The 24,967-nt window shown below is 41.8% G+C and carries 16 protein-coding genes; 1 reads left to right on the top strand and 15 read right to left on the bottom strand.

Annotated features, from left to right (window positions below):
• Positions 1–6: 6 nt before the first annotated feature.
• From H8S65_RS11880 to miaB, 15 genes are all read right to left on the bottom strand, one after another.
• Entirely contained in the window at positions 7–3,231 is a 3,225-nt protein-coding gene (locus H8S65_RS11880) for a SusC/RagA family TonB-linked outer membrane protein (RefSeq protein WP_255489183.1), read from the bottom strand.
• A 297-nt stretch (positions 3,232–3,528) separates the two neighbouring features.
• The gene (locus H8S65_RS11875; protein ID WP_186930189.1) at positions 3,529–4,542 is read right to left on the bottom strand and encodes a FecR family protein; all 1,014 of its coding nucleotides are present in this window, start codon (positions 4,540–4,542) and stop codon (positions 3,529–3,531) included.
• A gap of 54 nt (positions 4,543–4,596) precedes the next feature.
• The gene (locus tag H8S65_RS11870; protein ID WP_186930188.1) at positions 4,597–5,172 is read right to left on the bottom strand and encodes an RNA polymerase sigma factor; all 576 of its coding nucleotides are present in this window, start codon (positions 5,170–5,172) and stop codon (positions 4,597–4,599) included.
• Between the two features lie 122 nt (positions 5,173–5,294).
• Positions 5,295–8,207: a M16 family metallopeptidase gene (locus H8S65_RS11865; protein WP_186930187.1), complete on the bottom strand. Its 2,913-nt coding sequence runs from the start codon at positions 8,205–8,207 to the stop codon at positions 5,295–5,297.
• 137 nt (positions 8,208–8,344) lie between these two features.
• Positions 8,345–9,631 (bottom strand): methionine adenosyltransferase, encoded by a 1,287-nt coding sequence (gene metK, locus H8S65_RS11860; RefSeq protein WP_005634681.1) that lies wholly within the window; start codon positions 9,629–9,631, stop codon positions 8,345–8,347.
• A 259-nt stretch (positions 9,632–9,890) separates the two neighbouring features.
• Entirely contained in the window at positions 9,891–10,082 is a 192-nt protein-coding gene (locus H8S65_RS11855) for a hypothetical protein (protein WP_186930186.1), read from the bottom strand.
• Positions 10,079–10,537 carry a 2-amino-4-hydroxy-6-hydroxymethyldihydropteridine diphosphokinase gene (folK, locus tag H8S65_RS11850; protein WP_186930185.1) on the bottom strand — a complete coding sequence of 153 codons (459 nt, stop codon included), beginning with the start codon at positions 10,535–10,537 and terminating at the stop codon, positions 10,079–10,081. The genes H8S65_RS11855 and folK overlap by 4 nt, the downstream gene beginning before the upstream one ends.
• A gap of 11 nt (positions 10,538–10,548) precedes the next feature.
• Entirely contained in the window at positions 10,549–11,598 is a 1,050-nt protein-coding gene (queA, locus tag H8S65_RS11845; RefSeq protein ID WP_186930184.1) for a tRNA preQ1(34) S-adenosylmethionine ribosyltransferase-isomerase QueA, read from the bottom strand.
• A gap of 37 nt (positions 11,599–11,635) precedes the next feature.
• Positions 11,636–12,346: a tRNA pseudouridine(55) synthase TruB gene (gene truB / locus H8S65_RS11840; protein ID WP_186930183.1), complete on the bottom strand. Its 711-nt coding sequence runs from the start codon at positions 12,344–12,346 to the stop codon at positions 11,636–11,638.
• A 2-nt stretch (positions 12,347–12,348) separates the two neighbouring features.
• Positions 12,349–13,149: an undecaprenyl-diphosphate phosphatase gene (locus H8S65_RS11835; protein WP_186930182.1), complete on the bottom strand. Its 801-nt coding sequence runs from the start codon at positions 13,147–13,149 to the stop codon at positions 12,349–12,351.
• Complete coding sequence (locus H8S65_RS11830) at positions 13,146–13,388, bottom strand: DUF3098 domain-containing protein (RefSeq protein WP_005634674.1); 243 nt, start codon at positions 13,386–13,388, stop codon at positions 13,146–13,148. The genes H8S65_RS11835 and H8S65_RS11830 overlap by 4 nt, the downstream gene beginning before the upstream one ends.
• 4 nt (positions 13,389–13,392) lie before the next feature.
• Positions 13,393–14,244, bottom strand: coding sequence for a cell division protein FtsX (locus H8S65_RS11825; protein WP_374046292.1), 852 nt, complete (start codon positions 14,242–14,244; stop codon positions 13,393–13,395).
• 109 nt (positions 14,245–14,353) lie between these two features.
• The gene (locus H8S65_RS11820; protein ID WP_186930180.1) at positions 14,354–16,288 is read right to left on the bottom strand and encodes an ATP-binding protein; all 1,935 of its coding nucleotides are present in this window, start codon (positions 16,286–16,288) and stop codon (positions 14,354–14,356) included.
• Between the two features lie 364 nt (positions 16,289–16,652).
• A complete protein-coding gene (locus tag H8S65_RS11815) occupies positions 16,653–20,546 on the bottom strand; it encodes a DUF6383 domain-containing protein (protein WP_186930227.1) in 3,894 nt (1,297 codons plus the stop codon).
• Positions 20,547–22,914: 2,368 nt separating this feature from the next.
• Complete coding sequence (gene miaB, locus H8S65_RS11810; RefSeq protein WP_186930179.1) at positions 22,915–24,285, bottom strand: tRNA (N6-isopentenyl adenosine(37)-C2)-methylthiotransferase MiaB; 1,371 nt, start codon at positions 24,283–24,285, stop codon at positions 22,915–22,917.
• Positions 24,286–24,535: 250 nt separating this feature from the next.
• Here miaB and H8S65_RS11805 point away from each other — a divergent pair, with 250 nt between their 5' ends.
• Positions 24,536–24,931: a hypothetical protein gene (locus H8S65_RS11805; protein WP_186930178.1), complete on the top strand. Its 396-nt coding sequence runs from the start codon at positions 24,536–24,538 to the stop codon at positions 24,929–24,931.
• Positions 24,932–24,967: the final 36 nt, after the last annotated feature.

Genomic DNA, 24,967 nt, shown 5'->3' with positions numbered 1-24,967 from the left:
TATCCATTAGAAACTGATATTAGCACCCAAAGAGAAAGAAGTCAATACCGGATAGGTGTTTTCACTAACGGTAACGCCTACTTCAGGATCTCCACCCTGCCAATTAGTTATCGTAAATAAATTCTTCGCCGTAAAGAATACTTTCAGGTTCTGGATATTCACTTTCTGCACCCAAGGCTCGCGGAACGTATATGACAAAGTCACATCCTGTAAACGTACGAACGCCCGATTCTGCAATCCTAAAAAACGCCCGCCATCACCATTAAAGGTTGCAGAAGGATATTCGTTGCTCTTATTTTCCGGAGTCCACCAAGGGATATAAATGCCATTGGTATTGAATCTTCCCGAACCATTGGTCAAATAAGCTCCGCTATTGGATTTTTGATAATATCCGCCACCACCGAATGTTCCGGTTAACATGAAATACAAATCCCAATTCTTATACGTAATCGTGTTGCTCATATTCAACTTAAAGTTGGGAGTAGAATAACCCAAAATAACACGATCGGATGATGTGATCACACCATCACCGTCCATATCTTTATATTTAGGAATACCCGGAGTTGCTCCATTCGCTTCCATATATTCGACATCTGATTCCTGGACTATGCCATCTTGTTGATATCCGTAGATAGCCCCTAAAGGTTTACCGATAAAACGAGAGTTCGATATATCATCATCTTCTTTACCATCCCCATCCAAATCATCGCCATACAGATGAGTTAATTTATTGCGGTTCAACCAGAATGTTAAGTTCGTCATCCAATGCCAATCTTTCGTATCGATATTCACGGAACGAATCGTCAGTTCCACACCTCTGTTATTTACCTGCCCCATAGAAGACTTCATATTCTTAAAGCCGGTCATAACAGGAATATCTCTCGTGAAGATCTGATCCGTTGTCTTAGAAAAATAAAGATCCAGATCCACAAACAAACGATTACCCAACCAAGCAGATTCAAAACCGGTATTCCAGGATTCTGTCGTTTCCCAACCTAAATTGGCATTACCAAGAGCTTTCTGATTCAATCCATAAATAATATCGCTTCCTCCAAATTCATAACGAACGCCTCCTGAAGCCCCATTATTAATAGTTGACAATGTTCCGTAAGGATCCAATCCCTGGTTACCGTTCTTACCCCAAGACAACTTCAATTTCAAATCATCCAAGTAAGAGATCGGTTCCATGAATTTTTCACCGCTCAGCCTCCAAGCTCCACCAAAAGCAAAGAAATCTCCCCATTTCTGATTAGCTCCAAAAACAGAAGCTCCATCACGGCGATAAGAGCCGGTAAAGAAATAACGGTCAGCGTATGAATAAGATGCACGTCCCAAATATCCGATATTAGAACGCTGATTATTATCCATATTTACTTTCTGGACCGTCGCTTTATGCAAACCATTTATACCCAAAGTCGTATTACCATTCGCTGCAAAGTTTGAGCCGGTAGTTTCTATCTTCTCATATTTTTTTCTATCGCGCGTTGCAACAGCAGTCAGGTCAATTGTATGTTTTCCGAATGTATTTTTATAATTCAGGATATTATCGATCACCCAACTATCGGTTGTATTATTATTGATTTTTCCATTTGCACTGGTCAATAAACTTTGGAGTGTGGCTGGAGAATAACGACTTTCATCATCATAAGCGCCTTCTTTGACAAAATATCCTTCATAATAGAAATCTCCGGACTGATTTTTACTTAAGTTACCGGCATAATTAAAACGATAACTCAATCCTTCAACCCAAGGAAGCTTAACAACGGCATAAGCATTCGCACGGAAATTATTCCGGATATCCTTATTATCCCGAACGCTTCTGTCGGTATCCCACAAAGCATTCACACTTGACTGCGTATATGGGAATTTCTCCAATAATTTTTCCGATTCATTTCTATACATCACACCATAAGGAGATGTTTGAGTAGCCTCACCGATGTTAGCACCTACACCGGAATAGTCCGACTTCGTAAATGCAGCATCTACACCGATTTGCAACCAACTCGTTATATCCGTATTGATTTTTGCCAAAGCTGTAATTCGGTTGTAATCATCACCTATAACTACACCTTGGTTATCTGAATAAGCAGCAGACAAATAGTAGTTCATTTTTTCACCAGCTCCGGAAACAGACACCTGGTAATCCTGTACCCAACCGGTACGGGTCGACGCATCCAGCCAATTGGTTTCCCGCCCCGCTTCCATATTGGCAACTTCCTGAGGCTTCAACCAACTTAAATCCGTACTGTTATTTCGAGCCATAACAGATTCAAGCCATTGTTTTCCTTTCATCAACTCAGGTTTATTCTGCCAGGTTTGCATACTACCCGTTGCGTTAAATGTGATGACCGGCTTTCCCGTTTTACCTTTTTTAGTCGTAATAATAATAACGCCGTTTGCCGAACGAGAACCGTAAGCGGCAGCAGATGTCGCATCCTTCAATATGTCATACGAAGCAATATCGTTCGGATTTATATCATTGATACTCCCCATAAAAATCACTCCGTCCACCACAATCAGTGGATCATTCGAACCGGAGATGGACTTTTGCCCGCGCATCTGCATACTCGGCTCTCCACCGGCAGAATTGGTAGCACCGATATCCAAACCTGAGACATTGCCTTTCAAAGATTCCAATGCATTCAAATTCGGGGATAAGGCGATCGGAGAATTCTCCAATTTAACGGAACTGACGGAACCGGTAAAGTCTTTTCTCTTTGTCGTCCCATAGCCGATAACGATTACTTCATCCAACGTTTCCGTATCTTCCTTTAATAACACATCCAACGTATTAGTATTTCCAACAGGCTTTTCCTGTGTTACATATCCGATATAAGAAACAACCAGAATGCTATTAGCTCCTACCTCAAGTGAATATTGTCCATTCATATCCGTAATCGTTCCATTCATTGTTCCTTTTTCAACGATATTTGCACCAATTATCGGTTCACCGTTCTGATCCTTAATAATACCGGTTATTTTTCGGATATTTTGTTGAGTAGACGAAGAAACATAACCAGGTGCAGAAAGTACGATTTGATTATTTTCTTTAATAATATAAGTGATTTGAGCCTGTTGCTTGATCTGCTCCAGCAAATTTCGGATATTTTCTCCCTGGGCAGAAACCGAAATCTTTGTATTCAGACCGGATAGATTGTCATTATAGAAAAATCGATAATCACTTACTTTTTCAATTTCGCGAATCACCTCGCGAGTGGATTTGTTTTGCATGGATAAGGATATCTGTGCAGAAAGTATTGTACCCGAAACAAGGCAAAAACTTCCAATTGTGATTCCTTTCCGTAATAAATTCTTTAAGGTATTCATTTTTTTTAGATTTCTCCATTAATTAGTAATAAATTAATCAGGTAACTTTGTATCTGAAATCAAGTGGTGAGAAGCGATGATTTCAAATTAGCAAAATTACATTGCGTAGATCTCAGGTGTGTCTATTCTTATTAGATACACCTGTGTTTTTTACATTCCCTTTCCCATAGGCATTCTGTTTATCGTTAATACTCTATTTTATTATTTTCTCTCCTCTATAATAATCTCGCCACCAACTTTTTTATATACAATCGGTGCCGTAAGACTGATTAATTCAATCACGTTTTCCAGACTATTATTTTTGATAACTCCGGAAAAACGATAACGCTTTACCTTTTCAGAAGCAAACCGTACTTTCACATTGTATAAACGATCCAACATTACGGCAACTTCTTCCATCGTTTCTCCTTTAAAAACAAGCTCATTGTCCTTCCACATCCGAGCGTAGGTTGCAAGTTCATCAGAGACCATTATTCTGCGCGAAGACTTATCAAAACTCAAACTCTCATCAGGTTTCAAAATGACTTCATCTTTTCCTATCGATGTACGGACTTTCCCCTCAAAAAGAGTTGTTGTCAACTCTCTATCTTCCTGATAGGCTTTCACATTGAAAGTAGTGCCTAACGCCTCGACCTCCATTTCTCCTGCCTTCACTATAAATCGCGAAGTGGAATCTTTTGCCACTTCAAAATATCCTTCTCCTGACAAAACAACCTGACGATTCCCTTTCCCATAATCACCATTATAGGTCAATTCCGTATGAGAATTCAGCCAGACTTTTGTTCCATCCGGCAATATGACACTTGCCCGCTGTCCTTTATCGACTAAAACCTTATAGGTCTGCAACGAATAATTTTCCGTTTTATCAGCCAAATTCATATAAAGATGAACAAAAGTCGTAAAACCTAAAAGAAACACAACAGCCGCAGCATATGGCAACCACTGGTGAAACTTTAGCTTTCGAACTGATTTTTGTTCCTTCTTCTCTGTTTCTGTATGTATCCGGCTCTGAATATTCCGGAACATCCGATTCTGAATTTCGACCGGAAGTTCCTTACCCTCCGCCTCCGTCCAAGATTGACGATAATGTTGAAACAATAACTCACGGACTCCAGGTTGTTTGAACCACGTCCACAACTCATGTTCCTGCTCAGCCGGAAGTTCACCACGCATAAAACGATCCAGCAACTCGATGTATATATCTTTTCTTTCCATCTTCTATATTGTATATCCTTCATAAAGAAAAATCACTTACGAAGGTATTTATATTTAACACTGATTAACCAAATAGCAAAAAAGGAGTATCCACCTCTTATCTGAAGGCAGTTTGGAACGTAAATATTGAAAAGAGCGATAAAGCTGTGTCTCTACCGTTTTTTCCGAGATGGATAATTTACGGGCAATTTCTTTATTAGACAGTTGTTCAAGGCGGCTTAAACGGAATATTTCTCTTCGGGCGGGAGGCAGGTTTTCAATTAAATGGTCAATATATTCAAGAAGGGAATTTGTTTCATGTTGTTGTTCTTCCCTTGAATTATCACTTAGATCAATATTCTCAACATGCAACGTTGCATGTTGAGACAGACGGAATTCCGTCTCCTTAAAAACAAAATGCCGGGCAATCGTAAACAAGTAAGCCGTTATCCCTAACTCCGGCTCTATCTGCTCGTGCTTTTCCCAAATTTTCAGAAAGACATTCTGTGTCAAATCTTCTGCGAGAGATTTATCAAACAATAAAGAGTTGATGAAGTTATAAACCTGAGGGCTGTAAATCCAATACAAATCCTCAAAAGCTTTTTCTTCACCAGCTTTCAAACGTTTCAGTAAATCTTCATTGACTCTCATCTTATGTCGTTTTTTATAAATTTGCATTAGACAAATTTACCCAAGTATATACAATAAACGATATACTTGGGTAATATTATTTAGAGGAGACTATCTATTTCCTCCACAAGAAATTATGACAATCAATATCCGAACAACTCTTCCTGTGTCAGTTTCTGGATCGGGCCATACTGTGACAAGCCTTTCAGATCGAGATCCTTTTCATCACCTAATACACAATAGATATAAGTACGTCCTTTTACCCATTTTTCCTGGAATGCTTTGATTTCAGGCAATGTCATTGTTGGAGCTTTATCGAACAGTTCTTTACGGCTATCCGTGTTCAGACCTAAATCCTGAGCATTCAGATAAGACCAGAGAACGTCTGATTTGGTAATACGCTCCGTACGCAAACGAGTGATAAGAGCGTCTTTTGCCAAATTGAATGCTTTTTCTGATTCCGGCATATTATTAATAATTTCATCGAATGCCTTCATCGCATCGATCATCTTATCATTCTGGGTCGCAATAAACGTACGGTATACATACGGATATTTCAGTTTGGACGGAGTAATCAGGAAAGCTCCTGCGGAATAAGCCAGACCACGCGATTCACGCATTTCCTGGAATACGATCGCGTTCATACCGCCACCGAAGTATTCATTATACATATCCAATGTAGGCTGGATAGCCGGATCGAACTTTTCACCCCGGTTAGAGACTGCAGAGAAATAAATCTGTTTAGCATCGTATTGTGCAAGCAGAACTTTATTTTCCGGAGTTTCCTGCTGGCTGAACTCGATAGCTGCCGGAACCGGTTGCAACTGGTCAGGAACATTATGATATTGTTTGATAATATCCAGAACAGCCTGCGGTTTTTCCGGACCATAATATAATATCTTATGATCGAATGAATTGATCTTATGAATGCGATCGACAAGTTCCTGCGGGTCCATCTGCTGCAACTCGGCAGTTGTCAGTACATTTGTTGCAGGAGACTTCGGTCCCCAGATAGCATACTGGATCAGTTTGTTGAAATTCTGTCCCTGGTTCAATTTAGCATCAGCCCGTTTTTTCAAGATATCGCCGGCAAGGTTTCCATAAGCCTCCTTATTAACCTGTGCGTCGGCCAGGATTTCTTCAAACAGAGCCATTGCTTTCGGCATATTCTCTTTCAAACCTTCCAGCATCACATATGTACGGTCTGAACCGGGGAATACGTTGAAGTAACAAGCCAACTTGTAGAATTCTTCATTGATTTCCTTCAAGCTCTTTTTGGATGTGCCCAAATACTTCATATATTCGAAAGCAGTCCCCATTGCCTTATCGTTATTCGTACCCATATCGAATACATACATCAGAGAGAAGAGATCGTTGGAGGTATTCTCTTTATACAATACCGGAATATTGGACTTGGCAGTCAGTTTTTGCAAATCCTTACTATAGTCCAGGAATACCGGTTCGATCGGTGCGACTTTTGAAACCTGGATTTCTTTCAGGAACATACTTGAGCTGTCGCGGTTCATCACGATCGGAGTGATTTTAGGTTTTTCGATCTTCTTTTCATTCGGATCTTTACCTTGTTTCTTATAGATGAGCGCATAGTTGTCACCGAAGTACTTGTTGGCAAAATCAACGATCTGCTGTTTTGTCACTTTGCTCATGCGGTCCAACGAAGCGACTTCGTCTTTCCAATCGACACCGTCGATAAAAGAAGAGACGAACATATCGGCACGGCCGTCGTTACGGTCCATCCGGTACATTTGCATCAGTTTATAGTTGTTGATCGCAGCTTCCAGCAGACCTTCGTCAAACTCACCTTTCTTCAACTTATCGATTTCAGCTAAGAAAAGGTCTTTCACTTCATCCAATGTTTGTCCTTGTTTCGGGCGACCGTTAATAACAAAAGCGTTATAATCAGACATTCCGTATGTTCCGGCATAGCAACTTAATACTTTCTGTTGCTGAACCAAATCGACATCCAATAAACCGGCTTTGCCATTATTGATAATTTCGCCTGTCAAATTCAGCAAATCCTGGTCAGGAGAAGCAGCACCCGGAAAACGCCAACCCAATGTCACATTTTCGGCATCGACACCCAACACTTCTTTTACAACCGGAGCTTTAATCGGAGATTCATGTGTCACCGGCAACTTCGGCAGATTGGAGTTCGGTTTCAAATGACCGAAATATTTATTGATCGTCTCGATCATCTGGTCCGGATCAAAATCTCCGGACAGACAGATTGCCATATTGTTAGGAACATACCAAGTTTTATGGTAGTTCTTGATATTCGTTATAGACGGGTTCTTCAGATTTTCCTGTGTTCCGAGAACAGTCTGCGTTCCATAAGGATGATCGGGGAAAAGAGCAGTCAGGACAGCCTCATACACTTTACGTCCATCGCTGGTAAGAGACATATTCTTTTCTTCATACACAGTCTCAAGTTCCGTATGGAAACCACGGATAACGTTGTTTTCAAAACGATCCGCCTGTATCTTTGCCCAGTTGTCGATCTGATTGGAAGGGATATCTTCCACATAAACCGTCTGGTCAAACCCAGTATACGCATTTGTTCCGGTTGCACCGATAGCAGACATCAGTTTATCATATTCGTTCGGAATTGCCAACTTGGATGCTTCATAGGAAACGCTGTCGATCTGATGATAAATAGCCTGGCGTTCTTCCTCATCGGTAGTCTTACGATACACTTCAAAAAGCTGTTCGATCTTATCGAGCATCGGTTTTTCCTGTTCGTAATTCTGCGTGCCGAACTGCTGAGTTCCTTTAAACATCAAGTGTTCAAAATAGTGTGCCAGACCGGTAGTTTCCGCCGGGTCATTCTTACCACCCACGCGAACGGCGATATACGTTTGAATACGCGGGGTCTCTTTATTCACAGTCATATACACCTTCAAGCCGTTATCAAGAGTATAGATACGGGCTTTCAGAGGATCGTTCGGGACCGACTCGTATTTAAACGGGGAAGTCTCTGCACATGCAGTAGCCAAAAGGAGAATAAAGGCTAACTGAAGAAACTGAATCGTTTTACGCATAAATTTTAGATTTAGATAATTACATGCGTCAAATATATGAAATATAAAATAAAAATAGCTCCTGTCCGAAAAAAAACGGAACAAGAACCGATTTTTTTCAGACGGGAGCTAATATATGTTCGTACAAACGGGTTACATTAAAGACCGAATGCTTCTTTTACCTTATCGACGTAATCCAGTTTTTCCCAGGTAAACAGTTCCACTTCACAGATAGTCGGCTCCGGATTGTAACGGGATGTAAATGTCTTCGTCACAACCTGCGGCTTACGTCCCATATGGCCGTAAGATGCTGTTTCCAGATAGATCGGGTTACGCAGTTTCAGACGTTCCTCGATTGCTTTCGGACGCATATCGAACAGGTTCCAGATCTTTTCTGCGATCTCTCCATCCGTCATTTTCACGTTAGCACGGCCGAATGTATTGACGAAGATATTCATCGGTTTAGCAACACCGATTGCATAAGATACCTGTACCAGCATTTCATCAGCCACACCGGCAGCAACCAGATTCTTCGCGATATGGCGAGCTGCATATGCAGCAGAACGGTCTACCTTCGAAGGATCTTTTCCTGAGAATGCACCACCACCGTGAGCACCTTTACCTCCGTATGTATCAACAATGATCTTACGGCCCGTCAGACCAGTATCGCCGTGAGGACCACCGATCACGAACTTTCCGGTCGGGTTCACGTGATAGATGATATCATCATTGAACAAAGCCTGAACATGAGCCGGATACTGAGCCTTTACACGCGGGATCAGTATGCTCTTCACATCTTCAGCGATCTTTTTCTGCATAGCCAGATCCGCTTCTTCCTGTGTGATACCTTTTGCAGTGATAAATTCATCATGTTGTGTAGAAACAACAATCGTATCGATGCGCAACGGTTTACCGTTGTCATCATATTCAATCGTCACCTGGCTCTTAGCATCCGGACGGAGGTAAGGCATCAGGTCGTTTTCATTCTTGCGTATCTCGGCAAGCTCCCACAACAAGCTGTGTGAAAGATCTAATGCCAGAGGCATGTAGTTTTCTGTTTCATTAGTAGCATAACCGAACATCATACCCTGGTCGCCCGCACCTTGGTTATAAGGGTCTTCGCGTTCAACACCACGGTTAATGTCGCCACTCTGTTCATGGATAGAAGAGAACACGCCACATGATTTCGCTTCAAACTGGTATTCGCTTTTCGTATAACCAATTTTTTCGATCACGTTACGGGCTACATCCTGTACATCCACGTAAGCACTTGATTTTACTTCTCCAGCCAAGACAACCTGTCCGGTTGTTACAAGGGTTTCGCAAGCAACTTTAGAGTTCTTGTCATAAGCCAGGAACTCATCCAGCAAAGCATCCGATATCTGATCGGCTACTTTATCGGGGTGCCCTTCGGACACCGATTCGGAGGTGAATAAATAACTCATCGTTTTTTGAATTGACAATTGACAATTGATAATTGACAATTAAAGGATAAACCCGATAAAGTCAACAGGCAATTTACAATTGACGGTTAATAAATCAAATTAATGGATTGACGAGGGAAATTTGCTTTGCCGGACGGCAGTAATATAAAGGCTTGTTTTTAGCATTTTTTCCTGTGGTTGCAAGCAATACAAATCTATCCACATCAATTCGGACACAAAAGTACAAAACAATTGACAATTGACAATTGATAATCGACAATTATTTTTTCTTTTTAGTGTTACGCAAGGCTTTTTTATATTTAAACTCGGCTCTCATCTTTGCCGAGCCTGATTTATGCGTACCACGCAGGAAGTCAGAGAACTTGATCTTTTTCTCTCCGGCATTTTCATCTTTACCTTTTTTCTTAAAGACCATGCCACCTTCTGTTAATATCTTTTCATTGTCATTCATAATCGTTCTTTTAAATCTATTATACGTTCTTTCAACACAGGATGCACGACAAACGGAGCTATTTCGGCCAAAGGGTCCATCACAAACTTCCGTTCAAGCATAAGAGGGTGCGGCAAGGTAAGCTCCGGTGTCTGTAAAACTTCATCATCATACAGAAGGATATCGATATCGATAATGCGGTCATGATAGACCCCGTTGCTTTTTTCCGCGCGGCCCAATTCTTTTTCGATCTGCTGGGTTATCTGCAATAATTCCAACGGAGAAAAAGAAGTCTTCAATTTAACAGCCGCATTCAAGAAAAAGTTCTCCGACTCGAATCCCCACGGTTCCGTTTCATAGAAACCGGAAAGGGCGAGAACATCTCCCACCCTTTCAGCTAACAACGCTGCGGCTGTTATCATGTTCCGTCGCTTGTTCCCGATATTGGTTCCCAAGCCCAGGTATGCAATCGCCATAAGTACCCGTTTTACAGGATCAACATGGCATCGCCATAAGCACCGAAACTATATTTTTCTTTCAATGCAACCTCATAAGCATCCATGATCAGGTCGTATCCACCGAAAGAAGCCGTCATCATCAACAGGGTGGACAGCGGCATATGGAAGTTTGTGATCATGCTGGACGCTACACTGAAATCATACGGCGGAAAGATGAACTTATTGGTCCACCCTTCAAACTCTTTCAGGTGACCGTCCGTACTGACAGCCGTTTCGATAGCGCGCATCACGGACGTACCGACTGCACAAATCTGGCGTCCGCTATCCTTTGCCGTATTCACGATATTCACCACATCCCCGTTCACGACCATCTGTTCGGAATCCATCTTATGCTTGGTCAGGTCTTCCACATCGATTTCACGGAAGTTACCCAGACCTGAATGCAGTGTCAGATAAGCGAACTGGCAATCCTTGATCTCCAAACGTTTCATCAGCTCACGGCTGAAATGAAGACCAGCAGCGGGAGCCACGACAGCCCCTTCTTCCGTAGCAAAAATATTCTGATAACGATCTTCATCATCCGCTTCTACAGGACGGTCGATATATTTAGGCAGCGGGGTTTCGCCCAATGCATACAATGCCTTTTTAAATTCATCATGGTTCCCGTCATAAAGGAAACGCAAGGTACGGCCGCGTGATGTCGTATTATCGATCACTTCAGCCACCATCGAATCATCTTCACCAAAATACAATTTATTACCGATACGGATTTTACGAGCGGGATCGACCAAAACATCCCATAAACGATTTTCCTCATTCAGCTCACGCAAAAGAAAGACCTCGATACGAGCGCCAGTCTTTTCCTTGTTCCCGTATAAACGGGCAGGAAAAACCTTTGTGTTATTGAAGATGAACACATCTTTTTCTCCGAAATAGCTCAGCAAGTCTTTGAATACTTTATGTTCGATCTCTCCTGTATTGCGATTGATAACCATCAATCTGGACTCGTCCCTGTTCTTTGCCGGATGGAGAGCGATCAGCTCCTGCGGTAAGTTAAATTTGAATTTCGACAGCTTCATAATATAAATTCTATGTTTTATTTTATTCTTATCATTATTAGTCCTCACAATCCTTCCCGATTGCGACATTTTCATCTAAAAAGACATCGATATCATCAGGAGACATACATTTGTCCAGCGTGATATCTCCGATACGAGTCCGTTCGAGAGCAATCAGATGAGCGCCTGACTGAAGGGCGACACCGATATCACGTGCCAAAGCGCGGATATAAGTCCCTTTGCTGCAAACCACCCGTATCTTGATTACCGGCAGATCACACTCCAACAGTTCCATTTCATCGATCACAAGCGTCTTGGACTTCAATTCCACTTCTTCACCCTTGCGAGCCAACTCATACGCCCGCTTACCATCCACCTTACAAGCCGAAAAAACCGGCGGAATCTGCTGAATCGTCCCTACGAACGACTGCAACACCTTCTCTACTTCCTCACGGGTAATATGTTCTGTCGGATATACTCCGTCTATCCCTTTTTCCAAATCAAAAGAAGGAGTCGTTTCCCCCAACTTCAGGGTAGCGACATACTCTTTCGTCTGATACTGAAATTCATCGATTCTCTTGGTGGCCTTGCCCGTACAAACAATCATAACCCCTGTCGCCAGCGGATCCAATGTTCCGGCGTGTCCCACTTTTATCTTTTTCACCTTCAGTTTCCGCGATAACTTATAGCGGAACTTGTTCACCAGGTCAAAGGAAGTCCACTTTAAGGGCTTATTGAAATATAATACTTCTCCTGCTATAAAATCCATTCTTATTTAAGTAACGTACAGGCAATTGTAACCAACCCTGCAATTGCACAATAGATGGCGAAATAAATCAGTTTCCCCTTCTTAACGATATTGATCATCCATTTACAGGCGATACATCCCGATATGAATGCAGCAATAAAGCCGACCACCAATGACTGTGCCGGAATATCGCCTGCCACCGCTTCGCCTTTTACCGCTTTCATGACATCCAGCAACGCTTCACCCAAAATCGGGGGAATAACCATCAGGAATGAGAACTGGGCCAGTTTCGCCTTATTGTTTCCTAACAACAAACCGGTCGCAATCGTTGTTCCGGAACGGGAAAGTCCCGGCATCACGGCACACGCCTGAGCCAAACCGATAATAAAGGCATCCTTCATCGAGATATTCTCTTTCTGGCGGGGTTTGGCATAATAGGAGAATGCGAGCAATGCAGCCGTCAGCAACAACATACAACCGACAATCAACAGCCCCGATCCAAAAATATCTTCCACCGTATCCTTGAAGAACACGCCTACAATACCGATAGGAATCATAGAAATCAGGATATTGATCACGTAACGCGTTTCTGCGTTCATCTTGAACTTGAACAAACCTCGGAATATCCATTCGATCTCTTTCCATAAAATAACCAGCGTACTAAACACGGTCGCCACATGGACAACGATCGTAAATGCCAAGTTTTCTTCTCCCTGAATCCCGAACAAAGCAGAACCGATAGCCAGATGTCCGCTGCTGCTGACCGGCAGGTACTCCGTAAGTCCCTGAACAATCCCCAGCACTAAAGCCTCAAACCAACTCATTCTGCGACTTCCTTATTTTTGCTATTTTTCAAAATACCGAAAATCATCAATACAAAACCGATCACCGTCACAGCCGGAGCCACAACAATACGGCGGGAACTGAAAATCTCAGGATTGAAACCTGTCGGATCCTGTGAACCGCCACCACTCATCAACATAAAACCAATCGCGATAACAGCAACAGCAACAGCGATCAAAATAAAATTTTCTTTTCCAAAAGCAAAATCTCTCTTAGCCATACATTTACATATAATATAGTTTATCAACACCCATTCGTAAATACTTGTTCACCGCAAAAACAGTAGCCGTAACCGAAAGCAGGATTCCCATTATCAATACACCGGCATAAACAATTATCAACGCTTTAATATCCAGCAACTGAATAAAACCGGATAATTCGTTCTGCAAATAATACAACGCTCCCGTCAGCATGAATATTGCAAGAATGGACGCAAAAATACCGCTGACCACATTATACCGCACAAACGGCCTTCTGATAAAGCCGGGCGTAGCGCCCACCAGTTTCATCGTATGGATCAGGAAACGTTTGGAATAAATCAGCAGACGGATCGTGTTACTGATCAGCACAAACGAGATTGCCATCAGCATCACGGCCAGTGTGAGCAGGATCAGGCTGACCCGTTTCACATTCTCATTCACCATCTGCATCATATCTTTCCGGTACAGTAAATCGGAAACGGAAGTATAGTTTTTTATTTTCTTTTCGATCAATTGCAGGCTGTCGGCATTGGCATATTCCGAATGCAATTTTACTTCAATAGAAGCCTGTAGGGGATTAAACCCCAGGAATGTTTCGGGATTTTCGCCCAATTCCTCTTCAAGCTCCTTAGCGGCCTGCTCTTTCGATATATATTCGGTCGATTTGATATAGGGCAAGGCATCCAGCGTTTTCTGCATCTTCTTTATATCCGCTTCTTTCTGATTATCTTTCAGCACGATCGAGAACGAAATATTTTCCTTCACATATATGGAAAGTTTATTTCCCAACAATCCTATCAGAAATACAAGTCCCAACAGAAACAGCACCAATGCGATACTTATAATGGAAGTCAGACGAGAATGAAATTGAGACATAACCTTATTATTGTTAAATAAAGCGAGGAGATGCATTCAGAGAATACACCTCCCAATTTTTCTGCAAAAGAACAAATAATTTATGAAATAGTGGTTACTTTACAATTCTTTAACTACAAGTCAGCGAGCACGGATGGATAAAAACAAACCGGGCTCCTCCGGTATAAGTCACATCCAGATAGATTTCACCTTTCAGCCGATCGGCGATGAGCCGGCAGATAGACAGCCCTAAGCCAGTTCCCTGCGCATATTCGTTCAACTTCTCGAAGCGTTCGAAAATCTTCTCCTGCATATCCGGTGAAATGCCGCATCCCGTGTCCGTCACCACAAAGCGGACCTGCCGTTGCTCATCCTCGACTTGCACCGACAATTCGATCTTTCCTTTTTCCGTAAACTTTGCAGCATTCGAGAGCAGGTTTATCAATAACTGCTGCAAGCGAAGCGGGTCCGTATTCAATTGGAAAGAATCGCAAGAACAATCCAATAGCAAACTGACACCCGGCGAAACACGGTGCGCCACACTTTTGACCGCCTCCCGGACGCACTGCGTCAAATCGACTTCTTTAAGGATAAATTTCATATTCCCTGATTCTATCCGGGAAAGATCAAGCACATCATTTATCAGGTTCAGAAGCAGATCCGAATTATTCTGTATCGTTTCGATAAACAACATCCGTTCCTCTTTTGAATAGTCTTCGGTTGTCAGCAATTGGGAGAAGCCCACGATCGCATTCATCGGGGTCCTGATTTCATGGCTTATATTCGCAATAAACAAACTCTTCGAAGCATTGGCACGCTCGGCCTCCTCTTTCGCGGCACGCAATTTCTTTTCCGAATCCTGCAACGACTCTTTCTCCTGCTCGATCTCCTTTTTCATCCGCAACTGCTTGCGGTATAAGCGATAGAAACCATACGCCATTCCGACTAACAGGATCAGCAACGCAGAAAGGAAAAACAGTTGCTTGTTCTTTGCCAAGAGCTTCGTCTTTTGCAATTCGATTTCTTTCGATTGCAGTTTCTGCCTGTTCAAATCATACAGCGAGTAAAAACGGTTGATCTGGTTCGTAAACGTCATGTCGTGCTTATAGCCGACAACTTCCAGCAGACGTTTATAAACAGCCAAAGCACCTCCCATATCACCTTCATGCACCAACAGTTCCGCCTTTAGCAGAAGGACTTCTTCATATTCATCTGTTTCAAGGACAATATTCACATAATGCAAGGCTTTCTTATAATCTTTGATCAATTCATAATACCGGGCTTTGACAAAATTAAACTGATATCCGACATAAGGATCTTCTTCAGCCCCTCCGTTCGCATCCGCCTTTTCCAAACAGCGATACGCCTCCTCCGCATTTCCCGTAGTGATCGCATGGTCAGCCTTATACACAAGCAACTGGCAGATATTGGCATCGACCGGATATGAGTAGTTCAATTTCGCCCCTTCTTCCTTCCATTTCTCCAGCAAATCTTCAAACCGGGCTATATATGTTTCACATTCGGACAGCCGTTTCAACCGGAGCAAAGACTCAAGGATATCACCGACATATTGCATTTTATACCCCGTATTGCCATTCTCCTTGTCTAAAATATCAAATCCTTCCTTATATATCACCACGGCATCGCTGTCTTTCCGCAAATATTTGTAAATGCCCCCTAAACTCTCGGCACTGCAGATAATTCCATATTTGTCTTGCTCACCCCGCGCTTTATTATAGGTTTCAAGTGCGATATCTATGGCAACCCCATATTTCCCCTCCCAAAGATTCGATTGTGAAATATAGGTCTTTATATCATAGTAAAGTTTCCGGTATACTTCGCTATCGGAAGCTATCGCCTCGGTTCGGGACATCAGATCGTAAAGTGCCTCTTGCCTGTTATTATTATAATAGAAACGTCCCATGCTCGATATGGCTTCATAAATCATAGCGGTATCACGTGAATGCAAAATCTCGTGAAGCGCACTATCTAATGTCGCAATTTCCGCAGTCGAATCTACAAACAGGAAGCTGATTTCGTCCAGAACGGCACATTTAGCACTCAAGCTGTTTTCTTTTTCAAGTATAGCTCGCAAACTATCAATTTCTGTTGCTTTCAAAGGGGAAGTCAGCATTAGAAAAAGAAGCCAGTTTAAAATATATTTCTTATCAAGCATAAGATACCCTCTATTATCCCACAAAAATAGCATACTCGACTTAAATAAACGAATCCCCGACGATAATATTACCGCCGAGGATTGTTTTTTAACTGCTTTCGACCTTCACAGGCGTACTGGCAGAAGAACTTTATTTCAATACTTTAGTATTAATAATACGATCGCTTGTTCACCAGTCACAGGATACTTGTGCCTTACGGGCACGCACGATCTTATTTAGAATTATTTGATTATAAATTTGATTTACAATTGTTTATTTCACGATAGCCTTAACAGCATCTTCACCTTCAACAGCAACTACAACCACGCCTGCAGGAGCAGCTATAGTGGCATTGTCAGAAGTGATCATCGTGTTTGCTACTGTCTGGCCCAAGATGTTAGTGATAACAACTTTCTTGCCGGCAGCGCCTGCAACCTGTACTGAACCGTTACCAGCGATAACTTTCACTTCGGAAACCGTAACATCGTCGTTAGCAGTAGCTTCTTCCGTAGTTGTTTCGAAGTAGAACACACCGGACTGACCGATCTTTTCAGCGATAGCAGCGCCTGTTCCGTTTTCATGCTGGCCGTTTTCCGTCTTAACCTTTGCCAAAACAGGAATACCATTTTCAGATTTAACCCACATGCCTTCGAAGTCAGCAACAGCATCACAAGCAGATTCCATCAGGAACGGTTCGCTTGCTGTCTTATCGTAAGAACCGTCAGCGTATGTATTAGTCTTACGCAAAGAGAATGTATGATTTGTATTCAAATCTCCCTTAATATTGTGACGTTTAACATACACACCTTTATTAGTAGTTGCATCAACTGCCAACTTATTCGGATCCAATACGAAACCGGCTTTTGTATATTTAGCATGGCTGCCGTTGTCTTTCACAGTCATCAAATCGTTCAAAGTATAACCCGGATTTACGATGTAGAGATATTCTTCGTCACCGTCTACCTGGTGGATGCCTTCCACAAAGCCCAGACGAGTATAGTTGTTGAACTTATACAGGTCAGCGTTATCCATCATGTTAGTGCTTGAACCGATAGAGTCTTCCAGGTTTACAAGGAACCAGCCAGAAGTATAACCGTTGTACGGTTTGTAGTGAGTTTCACCATCGTCTTCTGCATCTTCTTGGTTATCCCAGTAACCGTGAACCATTGTAGGATCGTCGCAAACAAAACCGTCAGGAATTGAATCTACGCGAACACCGAACAGATAACGTTGCATCAGAGCGTAATCATAAACCACTTCGTCTACATACAGAGCAGCATCTTTTTCCACATCCATTGTACGGCTTTCAAGACCCAGATAATGGAATTCTTTGTTGATATCCTGAATCAACTGAACCTTATTATGGTCTTTACAATCTTCGAACAGATAGTTTTTGGCAGCCAACTGCTGGTAGATCTTAATATTGCTATTCAACTGAACATCATAGTCAGCAGAGATATTTACATACTGCGGACGAACCTCGTGAGTTGTATAAAATGCATCTGCGACATCGTTCGGTTTGTCATTCAGGTCGTTGTCACGCAGGTTACCCATTTTGTAACCGGCTTCAACCGCTACCTGCATCCAACCGTTATCAGTATCCAGGTCATAAACTGCAGGATCCAACGTTCCATTATAAGTAACCGGAGTCGTAGTCGGCAGATTGACGTCAACCAATACATAGCAAGTATCCATGATTGCACTATTGTCATCCAGACGAACCTGGTTAGCTTTCAGATAGAACACAGCCAATTTCTTGTCTACGTTGTTCAGTTCGGACTGTTTAACGGCACGATAGTAGTAACGGCCATCGGTAGCCTTAACAGAAGCGATATACAGACGGTTGTTATCGATCAGATTATTATCTTTAACCTTGATCACATAAGCTTTTCTGTGCAACTGCACCAAAGAAGTATCTAAGTCGCCAGCCTGGTTCACAAATTCGATTACGCTACCGAATTCATTATAGATTGCGCCCTGGTTAGTCGGCAAAGTTGCTTCTGCGATTTCATAATATGTAGGTGCAGAAGCCTCATCGATATAAGACATTGTGTCTTTAGTGCTCTGCAGATACAGATTATCATTCATGAAGTTGTTCCACTTAATCTGATAGTTGTTTTCAATACCGTTGTTCAGTTCGTCTTTCGTAAACATCTTATAACCGTGTTCGCGGGTATAAGCAACAGGATCAGTAACTTTCGTGAAAGTCAAAGAGTCGGCAACACGCAACAAATCCGAATATCCAAACATACCGGAAGAAGAAATATAACCATTTGAATAACCACCGGCGCGGTTGATAAAGCGATAGCTTACACCATCTTTAGAATACAACTGGCCTTCAAATACAACTCCCGGATATTCACGGTTCTGTATCTTCACGTATTTTGCAGAGTCAGCTTCACCCATCTTTTCGCAACCCAATTGTTCTACTGTCCACATCGTAGACGGCATCAGGTCATAACGCTGGTTCATTGCTTCTGTGTCATACATCAAATCACCGTTCATGTTCTTAACGATCCACATACCTTTGGCACGCTGGCGGTCATTATGGTTAGCTAAGTTGATAAAATACAAACCGGATTCTTTGGTTGCACGGTTCAGGTATTCGAAGGGACGGTCGATGGTTGTTTTAACCTTGAATTCGTTTCTACCATCTTTAGCAACAGTCAAAACTTCACCTAAACCATTAATCTGAGTTGCTGTCAGAGATACCGTTTTAGAAGCATAGCCTGCATAATCATTTACCAATGTATTCGCTTTTGAATAATCAGCAGTTCTTGCAAATGATGTTGTAGCAGCAGACTCTCTCCAATATTTGTGTGCATCCCATTCGAAATCAGCCTGAACAGCAGCATTCAACGGTTCGATTACAATACTATCATTTGTCGGAAAATAAGTAGCACGGAAATAATAACGAGCTTTCATAAATCGATCATCAGCTGCACTCGGTTCTTTCAACGCAAATTTAACAGCCGGCGATTCTGACGGAGCAAGAGTCGTTTCCTGATAACGAGCTGTATCTGCTAACAAATATTTACCAGTAGCAGTTTGAAATTTCAAATTAAATCCTTTTGCTATAGGATTTAAATCACTTTTATCACTTGCAGTAAAAGCATTTCCATCAATATCTAATGTTTTAACATTATCGTTTATATTCAGATCCGGATCCTGCAAATTCAAAATTGCTTCAAGTTGGTCAATTGCATGGAATTTCTGTGCCAGCAAAATATCTGCTCCAACTAAATTCTTATTCATTTTAAATGAGAAGCTATCGGCATTCATCTTCATATCAGCATCCATACGAGTGTTGAACTGATCTGCTGTCATAAAGAACGGAGCGGCAATAACCGGCTTCATTTCCAAAACATCGCTTAAATTTCTCAAATCATCTCCAGCGACAGTCGAACTTACAACTTTAGCTTCAACATATTTGGATGTTGCTTCACTAATGATGAAGCCATCACCAGAAGTAGCACCTAATTTAGTTCTTAAATCAGCAACAGTCTGTCCTTCCCATATATCTGTTTCTTGAGCAAAAGACAAATACATTACCTGATTGTCAGACTGATTATGCAGATAAGAATAAACTTTCTTAAAGCCTAAAGCAGTACCATTGTCTTTGTTTACTGTATACCAGGACCAGTCAGCAATACCAGCACGTAATTCAGTAATTGAGTCATTTGCTGTAGGGACGACACTATGATCGAATGTCAGAGCCAATCCGGTTTCCTTATTGATGTAACGGAAATAACCTCCGCTCACGCCGTCTTCTTTGCTATATTCAATTCGCCACAAAGAAGCATTTAACGGAGCAGTTTTTTTATCCATGACACGCAAATAAACCTTACCAGTTTTGTAGTCACGTTCTTGAACCAATACATCAGGATAATCCGTATCAGCATCGTTCACTTCCAACTGATAATACAGGTTACGATCAATAGAATAGACATTTTTAGTCCATGCACCAGCTGTTGCAAGAGTATATTCTCCTGCCGCAGTAGTAGCTGCAATTGCATCATTGTCCGTGTGATTTGACGGTGCGGACTTTGTCTCAAACGTACGATAAGCACCCTGCACTGTAGCATTAGATTGATCTTTCCAGTTTTGAGCGGAAACAGACCCTGCCACCAGCGCAAGCGCCATCAGAGTAGAAAACTTTTTGTTCATAATCATTTGAATTAATATTAATAATACATATACTAAAAGTTCGATCTGCATCACGTACGTCCCTGTGTTTTCGTCTTTTAACTAAACTTCTGTATTTTGACGAGAGAAAACGTACCTTTTTTTTAGTCATTTTTTCGGCGTTTGTTAGCCAAAAGCCTATTTTCGTACAGATTAGTCTATCTAATTGATAAGAAAGGATATAGAAAAGAAAAAATATTGAGGCAAAGGATTGCAGGTTTAAAAAGTATGCGTATTTTTGTGACGAAAATAAACGTACGTTTTCATTAGTCATTTTGAGAAACACCTCTATATCACTATCATCCAATAACTTACAAGCACAAAATCAAGCAAAATCAAGTCTTTGCTATATATGTACGCGTGTACATTAATCAAATCGATAACAGATAGGTTATCAGACAAATACTACTCATTAGCACACTTAAGGATTCCACTGAAAAAAGAGAGAAAAACAAGGTATTTTTGCAGAATAGCGACTTGTGTGTTATTTTCTCTTTCAGTCAATAACTATTATTAAAGATTACGTTTCAATAGAAACAACTCAGAGATCACCCGATATTTAGTGGAAATAACAAACTGGATTATTCTTTCTTCAAGACAAGTTGTTGATTCATTTCTTGGCAGATTTGAAACATAAATAATGATTTATGGGTGAGCAAACAGACAAGGCAGCGCCTTGTGCCGCAGGTTCTCTTTTGCCGCCTGCTTCAGCAGACGGATAGATGATTGTTCCGGCTTTGCCGGTTCCTCTGTGGGTTTTAACCCCTTTTAATACTATAGATGAAAGGGACTGAAGTCCACAGAGGAAGAGGCTTTGCCTCTAAATCTTTTAAACCGTCTGCTGAAGCAGACGGCAAAAGAGAGCCTACAGCCACGAGACAAACCTCGTTTGTTAGCTCGCTGATAAATCAGCATTTACAGGTTCAAATTTTCTTAGATTATCCTCTAAATACCCCCTGGTTATTTTATTTAATTAGGGTTCACACTGTTCGGGGGACTCTATAGATCAGCATGTTACTGTGAACCCTGTGAATGCAAGATTAAGAAAGGCGGGATTGATCGATAGGATTGGCTGATCGTAAACCGGTTTCACAGCCTTCACAACAAATTGCTGACCATTAGCCTTTTACCAGCCCGTGAACCCTGTTTTCTGTTTTTGTCATATAAGGAATCGGATTGGTTCCTGTCCCGTAAAATATAGGTTATAGGCTAAAAAATACAGCCTTTAGCCTGTCCGGGAAAAGCCTATAGGGTAGCAGCAAAAAGGTAGGCATCTATCCGGCAACCGATGCCGACCTTTTCGGGAAGCGACAGGCATCTATAAGAACAACTTCACATACGAGGTTTGAGTTTGATAGACGCAGATTAAAATAAATAAACAAGATTTTTTGACGCGGATTTCGCGGATAACGCGAATTAAACACCTGATACATATTTTCTTATCCGTGTTATTCGCGAAATCCGCGTCAAAATTATATTTGCGTCTATCAGACGCAGATTCTGGCAGATTTGAATCAATTTTAGGCACGGATTTCACGGATTTCACGGTTTAAATATGTTTTGAAAAAACTTCTTGCCGCGTAATCCGTGCCTAAAATATAGGTTCAGTTTTTCTTACAATTGTCCTATTATTATGCAAACTTATTATTGATTGCGAAAACAACTGTCATACCATCATACTTTGCTTTCAATATCATGAATATCAATACTTACATGATATAATAGTAGGCATGATGGATGATTTTTCAACTATCATACCATCATGGATACAATAACTTTTTCACACGCAGTATATAGCTTATTTTCAGCAACATAGTTATATCTTTTTGTCGAGACCCGGGTGTCGGACACCTGCAGACCCGGGTCTCAAGACCGCTCAGATGGAGGTGTAAATGGCCCTGATACGGGCATTTTGAGGAAAAGATCTAACGTCTTTTTGCTAAAAAAGTAACGTGTTACGGCAAAAAAGACTTATGCTTTCCTGAAAACATTCCGTTTTTAACACTTTCGGAGTACGTCTATTTCGGGTAAAACGGCTAAAATGATGGCTAAACAGCTGATTTATGATAGTAGCATGATAGTTAAAAAGGGAACTATCATATCTATACAAAATGATATTCAAGGTTCATACAAGAAACATGATGGTATGATAGTTGTTTTGCAAATCCATTGTAGTATTGACAAATTTGAACCGTAAATGGTGATTTGTCGGCATATAATATGATGGAGAATTTGTAAATAATGGGGGTCCCGTAGGGGCGGGGTTACTCCGCCCATTTGGAATCAACGTCACCATATTAAATGGCAATAGGCAGAGCAGAACCCTGCCCCTACAGGAAGACACCCACTCTTATTCGACCGGCTCCCCAAACAGAGTTGCAGAAGAAGCCCGGTTTATGCGTACTTTTATAAATTGTCCTACGTGATAATTCTTCTTGTCAAAAATCACGACCTTATTCTGGCTGGTGCGGCCGAACAACTGTTCGCGCGAACGTTTGGAGAAGCCTTCGATCAGCACTTCAAACACTTTGCCGATATCGCGCTTGTTACTTTCTTCCGAAAGCTGGTTCTGCAAATCGATCATGCCTTGCAGGCGGCGGACTTTCTCTTCTTCACTGACCGTATCGGGAAGATGCTGGGCCGCATAGGTTCCCGGACGTTCGGAATATTTGAAAAGGAAAGCACTGTCATAGCCCACTTCGCGCATCAGGGAAAGAGTTTCCTCATAATCCTCTTCCGTTTCGGAATGGAAACCGCAAAACAGGTCGGTCGAGATGGCACAGTCCGGCAGGATACGACGGATAGCAGCAATACGGTCCAGATACCATTCGCGCGTATATTTACGGTTCATCACTTTCAAGATGCGGGAGCTTCCCGATTGTGCAGGAAGATGGATCATCTTACATATATTATCATGTTCAGCGATCACGTGCAGGGTTTCGTCGCTCATATCCTTCGGGTGCGAAGTAGTAAAGCGGACACGCATTTCAGGCACTTCCTCGGCAACATGCTTCAGCAAAACGGGGAACGAAATTTTCTCCCCGTCTTTCTCAAAGAGATAAGAGTTTACATTCTGCCCCAACAAGGTCACTTCCTTGAAACCTTTATCGCGCATATCGCGTATCTCGTTCAAAATGCTTTCGATATCCCGGCTGCGTTCCCGTCCGCGGGTGTACGGCACGATACAATAGGTACAAAAATTATTACATCCGCGCATGATGGAGACAAAGCCCGAAATATGCACGCCTCCCAATTTCAACGGGATCACATCCTTGTAGGTTTCTTGTGTGGAAAGCTCGACATTGATCGCCTTTTCGCCGTGTTCGACCGCGCCCACCAGGTTCGGCAGATCCATATAGGAATCCGGGCCGACAACCAAATCGGCATGATGTACCTCGATCAGTTCCTCTTTCACTCGCTCCGCCATGCAGCCGAGCACACCGATCACTAAAGATTTTTTCTTCCTTTTTAAAGACTGGAAATACTGAAGCCGTCCGTAGATTTTCTGTTCGGCATTATCGCGAACCGAACAAGTGTTGACGAAAATAGCATCAGCATCTTCAATCTTGTCAGTCACCACATACCCATCCATTTTCATGATAGAGGCGACGACTTCGCTGTCTGCCACATTCATCTGACACCCGTAGGTTTCGATGAACAACTTCTTTTCTTCCATTACGGCTGCGGATTTTAAGTCCGCGCCATTCTCTTGATTTGCCATCTTATTTGCTAATTACTGTTAAATATGAATGTTTTTGAAAAATAATTCATCAAATACTTGCACAGTTAAAATACCACGCCTATATTTGTATTCGAAAAACGTAAATTTTTTCATAGTTAAGGTTTTGGTTAAATCGAATAAGGGTGGCTGTGAAGTTACCCTTATTTACTTTTATACCTATTATATGCTTCCTTTCTTTCACTTCTAAATAATATTTCCTACATTTGGAGTGCAAAAATAATCAAAGTTTATGGATAACGCAGGTGATTGGCTATATATTGTGTTCCTGATAATTGCAGGAATCAGTGGCTTGTTCAGTTCCAAGAACAAGAAAAAACGCCCGAAACAGATATTAGGGCAACCGGACAGGGAAATCGTCACAAGAGAAGAAGACGTTCCCGACAAAGGTTTCTGGGAAATTCTGGAAGAAATGCAAAATCCGAAACCGGCAAAACAGCCTGTCGCCACTCCTCCTGCGCCATTTCCCACTGCCAAGAAAATGACAGACAGACAGTCCCCTGTCGGAAATCGTATTGTCGTCCCTCCGGTAGAAGAGGAAAATTCATTCACGGATATCGAGTTCGACAATGCCGCCGAACTGAGAAAAGCGGTTATTTACACTGAAATACTTAATCGCAAGTATTAATCTATATTCTTTTTTAATACCTTTGCGCCGCACTGT

It is taken from the genome of Parabacteroides hominis, from assembly GCF_014287585.1.
Classification (GTDB): Bacteria; Bacteroidota; Bacteroidia; order Bacteroidales; family Tannerellaceae; genus Parabacteroides; species Parabacteroides hominis.
Note: the sequence above shows the minus strand (reverse complement) of the source record. Positions and strands in the feature narration are given on the sequence as shown.

What these genes read in the sequence shown, in the direction of transcription:
- H8S65_RS11825 (WP_374046292.1), bottom strand. Translation starts at nt 14,244, where the DNA reads ATGTCTCAATTTCATTCTCGTCTGACTTCCATTATAAGTATCGCATTG.
- H8S65_RS11830 (WP_005634674.1), bottom strand. Translation starts at nt 13,388, where the DNA reads ATGGCTAAGAGAGATTTTGCTTTTGGAAAAGAAAATTTTATTTTGATC.
- folK (WP_186930185.1), bottom strand. Translation starts at nt 10,537, where the DNA reads ATGGCGATTGCATACCTGGGCTTGGGAACCAATATCGGGAACAAGCGA.
- H8S65_RS11880 (WP_255489183.1), bottom strand. Translation starts at nt 3,231, where the DNA reads ATGCAAAACAAATCCACTCGCGAGGTGATTCGCGAAATTGAAAAAGTA.
- truB (WP_186930183.1), bottom strand. Translation starts at nt 12,346, where the DNA reads ATGGATTTTATAGCAGGAGAAGTATTATATTTCAATAAGCCCTTAAAG.
- H8S65_RS11870 (WP_186930188.1), bottom strand. Translation starts at nt 5,172, where the DNA reads ATGAGAGTCAATGAAGATTTACTGAAACGTTTGAAAGCTGGTGAAGAA.
- queA (WP_186930184.1), bottom strand. Translation starts at nt 11,598, where the DNA reads ATGAAGCTGTCGAAATTCAAATTTAACTTACCGCAGGAGCTGATCGCT.
- H8S65_RS11855 (WP_186930186.1), bottom strand. Translation starts at nt 10,082, where the DNA reads ATGAATGACAATGAAAAGATATTAACAGAAGGTGGCATGGTCTTTAAG.
- H8S65_RS11875 (WP_186930189.1), bottom strand. Translation starts at nt 4,542, where the DNA reads ATGGAAAGAAAAGATATATACATCGAGTTGCTGGATCGTTTTATGCGT.
- H8S65_RS11815 (WP_186930227.1), bottom strand. Translation starts at nt 20,546, where the DNA reads ATGAACAAAAAGTTTTCTACTCTGATGGCGCTTGCGCTGGTGGCAGGG.
- miaB (WP_186930179.1), bottom strand. Translation starts at nt 24,285, where the DNA reads ATGGCAAATCAAGAGAATGGCGCGGACTTAAAATCCGCAGCCGTAATG.
- H8S65_RS11865 (WP_186930187.1), bottom strand. Translation starts at nt 8,207, where the DNA reads ATGCGTAAAACGATTCAGTTTCTTCAGTTAGCCTTTATTCTCCTTTTG.
- H8S65_RS11805 (WP_186930178.1), top strand. Translation starts at nt 24,536, where the DNA reads ATGGATAACGCAGGTGATTGGCTATATATTGTGTTCCTGATAATTGCA.
- metK (WP_005634681.1), bottom strand. Translation starts at nt 9,631, where the DNA reads ATGAGTTATTTATTCACCTCCGAATCGGTGTCCGAAGGGCACCCCGAT.
- H8S65_RS11835 (WP_186930182.1), bottom strand. Translation starts at nt 13,149, where the DNA reads ATGAGTTGGTTTGAGGCTTTAGTGCTGGGGATTGTTCAGGGACTTACG.